At 60.5% G+C, this 11,324-nt stretch carries 4 protein-coding genes; 1 reads left to right on the top strand and 3 read right to left on the bottom strand.

What is annotated here, in order from left to right; all coding sequences use genetic code 11:
- Positions 1–35: 35 nt before the first annotated feature.
- Together Q0L94_RS05590 and Q0L94_RS05585 are read right to left on the bottom strand one after the other, a co-directional pair.
- Complete coding sequence (locus tag Q0L94_RS05590; RefSeq protein WP_296751010.1) at positions 36–8,477, bottom strand: calcium-binding protein; 8,442 nt, start codon at positions 8,475–8,477, stop codon at positions 36–38.
- A gap of 640 nt (positions 8,478–9,117) precedes the next feature.
- Positions 9,118–9,798 carry a hypothetical protein gene (locus Q0L94_RS05585; protein ID WP_296751007.1) on the bottom strand — a complete coding sequence of 227 codons (681 nt, stop codon included), beginning with the start codon at positions 9,796–9,798 and terminating at the stop codon, positions 9,118–9,120.
- A 338-nt stretch (positions 9,799–10,136) separates the two neighbouring features.
- On the opposite strand from Q0L94_RS05585, the gene Q0L94_RS05580 reads away from it, so the two are divergent.
- Positions 10,137–10,445 carry a hypothetical protein gene (locus Q0L94_RS05580; protein WP_296751005.1) on the top strand — a complete coding sequence of 103 codons (309 nt, stop codon included), beginning with the start codon at positions 10,137–10,139 and terminating at the stop codon, positions 10,443–10,445.
- A gap of 197 nt (positions 10,446–10,642) precedes the next feature.
- On the opposite strand, the gene Q0L94_RS05575 is transcribed toward Q0L94_RS05580, so the two are convergent.
- On the bottom strand, positions 10,643–10,963 hold the full coding sequence (locus Q0L94_RS05575) for a hypothetical protein (RefSeq protein ID WP_296751002.1): 321 nt from the start codon (positions 10,961–10,963) through the stop codon (positions 10,643–10,645).
- Positions 10,964–11,324 lie beyond the last annotated feature (361 nt).

The following is an 11,324-nucleotide window of genomic DNA, read 5'->3' as shown; positions in this document are numbered from 1 at the left end:
TTCAAACCCACGAGGCGCGGCCCGCTTCATTATTATTACTGCCAGTTGGCCGCGATCACCGGTGCCAGGCTGCTCTGGTAGTTGGTCGGCAAGGTGGTCTGACCGGCAGCAGGTGGCGCAAAGCTGGCCATGGCATTGACCAGGTTCTGCACGTTGCTGTCGGTCAGAGTCTTGCCGCCGTCGGTGGTCTTGAACTGTTCGACGTGATACGCATTGCCTAGGTACCAGTCCTTGATCACCAGCTTGTCGCTGGTGCCGATGATGCTGGTCTCCAGGTTGTTGCCGACCTTCTGGAACCAGATCTGATCGGCCGCCACACCCGTCAGGAACTGGGCGATGTCGGTGTTGCCTGCGGTGGCGTCGTTCTCGACGACGGTGTCGGCAGCGTAGCCGCGACCCAGGACGTAGGTGTCGTTACCGGTGCCACCGGTGAGGGTGTCGGCGCCGCCCAGGCCTTCCAGGGTGTCGTTGCCGGCCAAGCCGGAAAGGCTGTTGACGCCGCTGTTGCCCTTGAGAACGTTGTTGAGGGTGTTGCCGGTGCCGTTGACCGCACTGGTGCCAGTGAGGGTGAGATTCTCCAGGTTGGTGCCCAGGGTGTAGGTCAGGCCGGTCTCGACGGTGTCGATGCCTTCGTTGGCGTTCTCGGTAATGGCATCTGTACTGATGTCGACGACATAGGTGTCGTCGCCGGTACCGCCGAACATCTTGTCTGCCCCCGCCTTGCCGTCGAGGCGGTCATTGCCCGCTCCACCGGTCAGCGTGTTCACCGCGCTGTTGCCGATGAGGACGTTGTCCAGCGTGTTGCCAGTGCCGTTGATGGCAGTGGTGCCGGTGAGCGTGAGGTTCTCAACGTTGTTGCCCAGAGTCAGGGTCACGCTGGATTCGACGGTGTCGGTGCCCTCGTTGGCGTTCTCGGTGACGATGTCGGTGGCGACGTTGACGACATAGGTGTCGTTGCCGGTGCCGCCGATCATGGTGTCGTTGCCGGTTCCGCCGTCGAGGCGGTCGTTACCAGCGCCGCCGGTCAGGGTGTTGTTGGCGCTGTTGCCGGTGAGGGTGTTATCCAGCGCATTGCCGGTGCCGTTGATGGCAGTGGTACCAGTGAGCGTGAGGTTTTCAACGTTGTTGGCGAGCGTGTAAGTGACACTGGATTGAACCAGGTCGGTGCCTTCGTTGAGGTTCTCGGTGATGGCATCGAGGGCGTTATCGACGACATAGGTATCGTTGCCCGCGCCGCCGATCATCGTATCGGCACCCGTGCCACCGGACAGCGTGTTGTTGGCGCTGTTGCCGGTGAGAACGTTGGCAAGCGTATTGCCGGTGCCGCTGATCGCCGACGTGCCGGTGAGGACGAGGTTCTCGACGTTGTTGGCGAGCGTCAGGGTGACGCTGGACTCGACGGTGTCGGTGCCCTCGTTGGCGTTCTCGGTCACGATGTCAGTGGACACGTTGACGACATAGGTGTCGTTTCCGGCACCGCCCAGCATGGTGTCGTTGCCGGTTCCGCCATCGAGCCGGTCGTTGCCCGCGCCGCCGGTCAGGGTGTTGTTGGCACTGTTGCCGGTGAGCACGTTGTCGAGCGCGTTGCCGGTGCCGTTGATGGCGGTGGTGCCGGTCAAGATAAGACTCTCGACGTTGGCGGCCAGGGTGGTGGTCACGCTGGCCTGCACGGTGTCGAGACCCTCGTTGAGGTTTTCGGTGACGACGTCGGTGGTGCTGTCGACGATGTAGGTGTCGTCGCCCGTTCCGCCTCGCAGGGTGTCGTTGCCGGTGCCGCCATCGAGGCGGTCGTTGCCGGCCCCACCGTTGAGGGTGTCGTTGCCCGCCAGGCCGTTCAAGGTGTCGTTGCCGTCGCCACCATTGAGCGTGTCCACGCCTGAGGTGCCATTAAGCGTCAGGTTCTGCACGCTGACGGTGATGTCGAAAGTGTCCGATACCGTCAGGTTGCCGGTGTCCTTCGCGGTCACGCGCACGCTGATCGCGCCCAAGGTGCTGGGGGTGCCGCTGAAGGTACGAGTCGTGGCGTTGAAACTGAGCCATGACGGCAATGCGCTGCCATCCGCCAGAGTGGCACTGTAAGCGAGCGTGTCGCCCGCATCGGGATCGGTGAATGCGTTGGACGCGACGGTATAGCTGAAGACACCGCCTTGGGGCGCTGTCTGGTCAGGTAACGCAGTGGAGAGGATGGGGGCTCGGTTGGGGGAGCCGACATTCAGATTGACGTATTGTCCTGCCGAGTAGTTATAGTTGTCCGTGCCCCACAGCACGAATTGCAGTGACCCGACATTACCCACAGTCGGGGTACCGCTGAATGTACGCGTGACCGAATCGAAGGAGAGCCAGGATGGCAAGGCTGCACCATTCGACATGGTCGCGCTGTAAGTGATCGAATCCCACGGGTCGGGGTCGGTAATCGTGTTGGCTTCCACCGTGTAACTGAACGTGGAGTCGGCACGGGCCTGCAGAGTGGGCAGATAGCTGTTGATCGTCGGCGCACTATTGTTATTGGCGCGGTCCACCACGGTCTGGATCATGGCTTGGTCCCACACTGCACCATTGGCAAATTCCACGCGGTCGATTTTGTGATCGGAAACCTCGCTGCCGTTGACCGTGTTGGCCCCGTAGTAATTGATAAAGCCGACTTGATCGCTCGTGCCCTTGATCTTGAGGAACATGCTGGTGCCGTACTGGAAAGCCAGCACATCAGTATCGGCAATGCCCGCCCCAAAGCGGAGCGTATCGGTGGCACCCAGCAGGTCGGTGTTGTCGATGGAGTCCTGACCATCGCCCCGGTTGTATACGTACACATCGTCGCCCGCATCACCGAACAAGTAGTCGTTACCGGTGCCGCCGGTGAGGATGTTGTTGCCGAGGTTGCCCCACAGGCCATTGTTGAGTGAGTTTCCAGTTACGGTCAGGTCATCAAAGCCATCCACCGCCAGGCGCTCCAGGTTGTCGCCCAGCGTGAAGCTGACGGTGCTGCGCACGAAGTCGTCGCCCTCGTTGAGGTTTTCGACGATGACATCACCGGCATCGTCGATCTCGTAGTAATCGTCGCCCGCGCCGCCGATCAGCGTGTCCGCGCCTTCGCTGCCGAACAGCGCATCGTCGCCCGCACCGCCTATGAGCGTGTCGTTGCCGCCCAGTCCAAGCAGGGTATTGTTGGCGGCGTTGCCGGTGATGACGTTGTCGAGGTCGTTGCCGTTGCCGTGGACGACATCCCCCGTCAGCACCAGATTCTCGACATCGCTTTCCAGGATATAGAGCGTGTCGTAGCCGCGCTCGATGGTATCGATGCCCTGGCCGAAGGACTCGTTGATGCTGTCGCCCTGTTCATTGGCGATATACAGGTCGTTGCCTTCGCCGCCTGCCATGGTGTCCGCACCCAGCCCGCCGTCGATCCGGTTGTTGCCGCTGTTGCCGTTGATCTGGTTGGCGCCATCGTTGCCCGTGGCGTCGAGGTTGGCGGTGCCGGTCAGGGTGAGATTTTCCAGCGTATTGGCCAGCGTGTAGGTAATGGCGCTTTCCACCGTGTCGTAACCGCCAGACACCCCTTCCACAATTTGATCCGACGCGCTATCGATCACGTAGGTATCGTCGCCGTCGCCGCCTTCCAGGATATCCGCACCCCCGCCGCCATCCAGGCGGTTGCCGTAGATGTTACCGGTGATGTGGTTCGATTCCGCGTTGCCCGTGCCGTCGATATAACCGCCCGTGTTTTCGAGCACAAGATTCTCGATATTGGCCGACAGGGTGAAGCTGGCGCTTGCGCGAACTGTATCAACGCCTTCGCCCAGGTTTTCCTCGACGATGTCGCTGGTGTTGTCCACGCGGTAGAGATCATCGCCCGAGCCGCCCCGCAGCGTGTCCGACCCGGCTCCGCCGTCCAGTTCGTCGTTGCCCAGGCCGCCCGAAAGTACATTCGCCGCGACGTTACCGACCAGAAGATTGGCACCCGCGTTGCCGGTACCGTTGATCGCCGCGCTTCCCGACAGGAACAGATTCTCGACGGTGGCGCCGAGCGTGAAATCGACTGTGCTGACGACCGTGTCGATCCCTTCGCCTGCGGCTTCGGTCACCCTATCGCCCGCGCTATCGACGACATAGGTATCGTCGCCCAGGCCGCCTGCCAGATTGTCCGCACCGGCGCCGCCGTCGAGCACGTCATTCCCCAATCCACCCGTCAAGGTGTCGTCGCCTGCCCCCCCGTAGAGCTTGTCGTTGCCGTCGCCGCCCGCCAGCGTGTCGTTGCCCGCCACGCCATCGAGCGTATCGTCGCCCGCACCGCCGGTCATCGCATCGTCGGTCGCATAGCCGGTCAGGGTGTCGTTGCCCGTCCCACCATTGAGCATGGCCAGTTTCAGCGCATTCAAATCCAGCGTGGTTGTGCCGTTCACCGTCCGGAAGCCGAAGCTGTAGGATGCGAACACGCCGTCGTTGGCCATGATGCCGTTGAAGCGGATGCTGTCCGTGCTGCCCTTGATACGGAACAGCACGTCCGCGCCTTCGCGGATGAACTCAACGTTGTCGAGGCCGATGGCTTCCGGGACCAGCACGATATCGGTCGCCGCCAGACCGTCGAAGGGATTGCGAATCACATTGTCCTGGCCGGAGCCCGTGTCGAGCAGATACAAATTCTGTCCCGCGCCGCCTTTGAGGGTGTCGTTACCCGCGCCGCCGTCGATGAAGTCGTCACCGTCGCCGCCATCGAGGGTGTCGTTACCCGCGCCTCCGAGCAGCGTATCGGCACCCGCCAGCCCGAACAGGAGATCGTCGCCGCCGTTGCCGCTGATCGAATCCGGCGTGGCGAATCCGTACAGGATGTCATTGCCTTCGGTGCCCCCCATCAGACGGGTCTTGATGTCTTCCAGCGTCCAGATCGTGCCATCGTTGAAGACCACGCGTTCGATCTTCTGCACGTTATCGCCGTCGTTATCAAGCACACTTTGCAGGCGCAGGCTGTCGTAGATGTAATACTCGCCCACGATCTGTCCCGGCAGCGCGAGGATGACGTCGTTGCCGGCACGGCTGATCTTCACATCGGCGGCCAGCACGCCCGCTCTCATGCTAATGGTGTCGTTGCCCGCGCCGTTGGGGAAATAGCCCTGTTCCAGCACGGTATCGGTGCCGTCGCCATAGCCGAACACGTAGGTATCGTCGCCTTCGCCGCCGTTCAGCACGTCGTTGCCCAGCCCGCCTTCCAGCGTGTCGTTGCCTTGTTCTCCAAGCAGGTAATCGGTGCCATCACCGCCCTGCATGATGTCGTCGCCGTTACCGCCATATAACGTATCGGCACCGGCTCCACCACGCAGCGTGTCGAACCCGTTGCCGCCGTTCAGCACATCGTTGCCGTCGTCGCCATTGAGCACGTCGTTGCCGCCCGCGCCGCTCAGCGTATCGTTGCCGCCCGCGCCGGCCAGCGTGTCGTCGGTGGCGTAGCCGGTAAACACGTCGGCACCATCGGTAGCGTCCAGCACGCGCGCCTTGACCGTGGCGACATCCCAGACCGTGCCATCGGAAAACGTAATCTGCTCCACCGCATAAGGCGTAGTCGCGTCGTTCTGGAAATACTGCGAAACGGTCAGCGTATCCGTTGTGCCCCGGATCGTGAGCACCAGTTCGTTCCACGCCGAGCGGCGCGCCTCGATATCCGCCGGTGCAATCCCCGCAGCGAAGGCGATGGTATCGACCGGATTGCTTGCACCGTTGGCGATATATTCGTAGTTGTTGATCGAGTCCTTGCCGTATCCGCGCGCGAACACATAGGTATCCGCGCCGACATCGCCGGTGAGCTGATCGTCGCCCACGCCGCCGTCGAGCGTGTCGTTGCCATCGCCGCCGACAAGATAGTCACGTCCCGCACCGCCGCGCAGGGTGTCGTTTCCGGCTTCGCCGTAGAGGCCATCGTTGCCATCGTTGCCGTCCACCGTGTCGTTGCCTTCACGGGCATAAATGATGTCGTTACCCGCCGCCCCCGTAATCACGTCGTCCGACGTAAAGCCATACAAGGTAGAGCCCGCTTCATTGGCGACCAGCGCCAGCGCCTTCACGGCGTCTATCGTCCACACCGTGCCATCCGCAAAGCGGATTTCTTCCACCGCATAGCTGGTGGCAGCATCGTTCTGGAAATAGCCGGTAACGACGAGCTTGTCTGTCGTGCCGCTGATGCCGAGCGTGAGGTCGCCATACCAATTGCGCGTCACCACGATGTCGGCAGGCGCGATGCCCGCATCGAACACGATCGCATCCACCGGATTCGCTGCGCCCGCCGCCAGGTATTCGTAGTTGTTGATGGTGTCGCTGCCGCCGCCCCGGCCGAATCGGTAGGTATCCGCGCCGCCGTCGCCCTGAAGCGTGTCGTTGCCGAGGCCACCGATCAGCGTATCGTTGCCGCCGCCACCATAGAGCGTGTCGTTGCCATCCAGCCCGTCCAGCGTATCCGCCGACGCATAGCCCTGGCGCGTGTCGTTGCCCGCCGTGGCTTGCAACACGATGCGGTTGATGTCGGCCACCGTCCAGTTGGTGCCGTCGGCAAAGCCCAGCGAGTCGATCTGGTAACCACCGGCGCCGTCGCCATAGAAATAGCCGCCCACGGTGAGCCTGTCGGTGGTGCCGTTGATGGCGATCACCAGATCGCTACCGCTGCGCGTGAGGGTGACATCGGTGGAGGCGACATCGGCGCTCATCTGCACCGTATCGACGCGACCCGCCGTGTTGTCGTAAGCGTAGTTGATGCTGTCCTGCCCGGCGCCACGTCCAAACAGATAGAGGTCGTTGCCCGCACCGCCGTTCAGGCTGTCGTTGCCCGCGCCGCCCGCCAGCACGTCGTCGCCATTGCCGCCGTAGAGGCCGTCGTTGCCGTCGCCGCCATAGAGCGCATCGTTGCCGTTGTTGCCATAGAGCGTGTTGGCCGCCGCGCCGCCCACGAGGATGTCAGCCTTGTCCGTGCCGCTGCTGGAGAACCCGGCGGTGCCGTCGATCTTGACGCCGAAGGTGTCGTACACGGCTTGCAGTTCGGGCGTGACCGGGGTGGTGCGGATGGCGTTTTCCAGCATCGACCAGCCGGTCCAGCCCAGGCCTGCCAAAGTACTCTGTCCGTAGTGGTTAAATTCGATCAGGTCGCTGATGCCGTTGGCGGCGTTGGCCGCGATGGCGTTCTGCAGGGCTTGCTGCGCAACGCTGAAATCGAGCACAACGCCATTGGGCGTGGAGATGAGGTCGATACTATCGAGCAGGGATTTGAAACGGGTTTGCATGATCAGCGCATCATAAATCGATTCCCTGAGCGCGTCGTACGACTGGCTCAACAGATCGAGCTGAGCCTGTGTGTAGTTGATAGCCAGCGTGCCAAGCGTGACCCCCGCTATGCCGCCTGTGGTGGCGGTGCTGAAGTTCATCCCCATCACCGCCCCGCCGCCCGCCTGCGCCTCACTGGGCAGGTTGAAGAAGTGCCGTCCGTTGAAGGCTTCGAGGATGTGGATGCGCTGGTTCCATTGCGCGATGGTGTCGCGGTAGGCGGCGTCGAGCTGGGGGTTGTCCACGTCGGCGGTGAGGCCGCCCGCGGGCGCGGCTCCGCTGACCAGATGCGCAGAGCGGGTGATATTGCCGAATGAGTCGTAGCGGACGATGTAGCGGGTACCGGCCCGTGTATCGAGGGTTTCGGCATAGCCGCTGGTGTCGGCCCAGGCGTCGAGCATCGAATCGATGAGCGCCAGCTGGCTGTCGCGGGTGGGGGCGGCGCTGTATTGCGTGAGCAGGGTTTGCAGGGTGCCCGACTGGGTGGCGGCTTCGCGCAGATCGCGTACCGCACCGCTGCCGCGCATGTCGGGCAAGGCAGCGGTTTCAGGGGTGGGCGGAATGGTGGTGGTGAACTGCCGGTGGAAGGTGTCGGCAGCAAGGTTGATGTCGGCGAGACCGTGGGTCTCGCCCAGGCCACCGGTGCTGCCGTCGGTTTTGATATAGGTGCCGAGGTCAGCGATCTGGTTGCCGTTGGCAAGGGCCTGACTGTTGGCGGTCTTGGCGACGTTGATGGCGGCAATGCTGGCGTCGGTCAGGGCGGTGAGTTCGCCGGCTTGGCTGATGCCGTCCTGATTCAGATCGCGCCAGACGCGAAGATCGGCGAAGCGGGCGTCCAACGCATCAACTTTGCCGTCGGTGTTGGTGTCTTCCTGCACCAATGCGGCAAAGCCGTCGGCGGCAGTGCCGCCACCGGCAAGCGGGGTGTGGTCACCGAAGAGTTCGGCGCCGTTGTCGATGACGCCGTTGCCGTTGCGGTCCAGAACCAGGAAACCATCGTCGGGGGCGACCCAGCCGGTGCCTTCTTTGGTGCCGTTGAGGTCGTGGTCGAAGTAGACGGGACGGCTGGGGTCGAAGCCGACGGTTTCGAGGCCGTCGCCGTCGAGGTCGAGGGTGAGGGGGTCGTAACGAGGGAAGAAGCGTTGGGCGCCTTTGAAGAGGTCGGAGATGGCGTCGGACAAATCATCCAGGCCTAATTTGCCCCACAACCAGTCGCCCAGTTCCTCGCCAAAACTCTTTCCGCCTGGAGCGACATCGCCACCCGGCAAATCAAAATCTGAGCCGGGTGCCCAGTTACCCGATGGGCCGTCCTGTGATGCTGGAGGTAGACCTGCGCCCCGCAGAGCTTCGTCAATACCCGCGTTGGAGTTAGTGTTTGTCGGGCCATAATCAATACCTCTTGTATAGATGTCACCCACGGTGTCTTGGATGCTCTGCCATTCTGAAGACAGGTTGTCGCCTGTTTTGATGGTTTCACTGGGATGGGGGGTGGCAGTGCTTGATGGATCACGAGAAGGATCCCAATCCCGCGAATTTTGGTCATAGACGCCAGTTTCATAGTCGATTTTGCCGAATGAGGCACCGGCACCAACATATTCTGAGAGGGTGTAGTTTTGGGGATAAATTCCTATATATGATTCCTGACCGGCACTATTCGTGTACACAAGGTACTTGTGGTAGATCCCAAGGTTATTCTCCCCAACAGGCTTGTACCCGACTCTGATTGATTCAGTCATTTACCACCCCCCTATTTATTGATCGCAAAGCACTCTAAAGCGCGTCTAAATCCTTTGTCCGGCATTCTCAATTCGGTAAAAAGAATTACGGCACATTCGTCTGAGGCCAGATACGCCCTTCAGTGGAAATTATCTTCTCGCCGTCTGTTCGAATAGTGATAAAGGCATGCTTCTCAAAAACAAACAGACGGTGCTCGTAGCGCTTTCGAGCTGTGTAATCAACCATTGATCCAGGCGGTTGGTAAGCACGTTTGGATGCTTCGTCACGATATATGAGTAACTCTCCCCCTTCCGGCCACTTGCGAACACCTTCATGTCGGTACTCGCCTATTTCGAACCCCTGTTCTTTAAGCTGATGCAGGAGCTTGAATGCGTCTTCCATCTGCATTCCCGGAGGAAAATATTTCTGCACTACGCGCGTGACATCTTCGTTGCTTTCCTTAACAGCATACGCACCGTCCATCTCTTGAATCATCGGGTCATTCATGTTGCATCCAGTCAATAAGGGTAAGGAAAGCGCGGCCACGCAAAAGGAACAACAAAAATTGTGGAATGGCATCCCGACGACGCGCAGATTCATCCAGGAAAAAAGCGACGCTGCCCGAGGACTCAGGGACGCCCCCCTTTGTTTCATACCTTGCTGGTGAAAGGATGTCTGCTGATCATTGTTCTGCATTGTTCTGTCGTCTTCTTCATGATTTTTGTCGTGTGCGGCATCGTAATTTTCCCCGAGGTAAATCACGCAATCGTAAATCTCAGGCTGCACGTTTCAGTCCATGTCGATGGCAGCCTCATTGCCGGTGATGAGCGGGGCAGGCGCTGGATAAGCGGAGGAAATATCTGGTAGGTCTGCACGCTTGGCACTCACGTTAAAGCGCTCGGCAAAGATCGCATCACAACCCACAGTTGTCCGACCCGCATGGCTCTCCATGCGGTCATGTGATTGCACAAAATGACTCCCCCTGTTTATTGATCCCGAGTGTTGCGCACGGGTGTTCCCGGACTGTGACTTGCTGGCTTGCCGCCTGTCTATACAACTTTAGTTGTAGTTGGACATAACCAACTGTTTACACAGTAAATTATTCTTGTATTTGACTGAATTCGTTGCCACAAGACACCCCAGCACGTTACGCAATTATTAAATTGCTGATGATTCATGGGCGACAGGTGACAGGTCGTGCATTCGCCACAGCCACCCGTCCAAGTGGCGGGTTTCAATTGGAACGGGTGGCGGGTTTGAATCAGAATGAGTGGCGGTTTTCACTGGAATACGCAGCTGCTTTCGGGCAACTTGGAAACGGCCAACTGTTTCCTGAATTATTGCTAATTATTGAAAACCAATGCTTTAAGACGTGCCCATCTACTCAATTTCATGTCTCCCCTTTTCACGTTCGTATTGCCCGATTTTTCTGAAGTGTCTTCGGCCGCGAAAGCATCAGTTCGGAGCCTGACAGACTGTGCGCACGCTCGATATACAACTTTAATTGTAGGCGCGCGTAAGATTATGATTTTTAATTTATTTAGTTTACCCAGCGGGCAAATCGAGATATTGGGCGCGCTGTCCTGGCGTTCCGGCCCGCCGTCGATGTAGTCGTCGCCCAGGCCGCCAATCACCTTGTCGTCGCCGTCTTCCGCGCCCCCCCCGCGCGGTCCTGGCTTTCCGGCCCGCCGCCCTCGATGGTCTCGCTGCCCTGATTGTCGGCATAGATGCCCCACAGCCGCCTGCTGGTCCGCACCGCCCCCGCCCCTGCAAGCGGCGCCCAGTCGTCGAGTACGCCGTCGTTGTCTCGGTTGCGCTGCGGTTGCAGGTTGAAGCCGGTGGCGCTGAGGATCATGTCGCGCCCGGCGCCGCCGTAGATGGTGTCGCTGCCGGCACCACTCGCCAGCAGGTCGTCTCCCAAACCGCCTTCGAGGATGTCCTCTGTTTTCATTTCAGGCAAGTCGAGCGACAAGGAGATGGGCGCGGCAGGGGCTTCCCGTCGGGTGTCTGGAAGAGCCAAAATATTCCCGCGCGTCCCTCATCACGCCACGCTCAATGGCCCTGAAATCCAGCATTTCGCGCTTCGGGTTTTTCAAATAGCGTCCGTGCCGGCAAGTCGCCGCGACCACTCGCGTAGGGCGCGTTACAATCGCGGGGCTTTTTGACATCCGCCCCATGACCGAAAACCTCGAAAACCAGTCGCAGGACAACCTGGAAACCAGCCTCGCGCAGGTGCAGGCGCTGCTCGCCAAGATGCGGCTGGTGGAGGAGCTCGTCCACAAGCAGGGCGGGCCGCGCCAGGATCTGGTCGA

The sequence above is a fragment of the Thiobacillus sp. genome (assembly GCF_024708915.1).
Note: the sequence above shows the minus strand (reverse complement) of the source record. Positions and strands in the feature narration are given on the sequence as shown.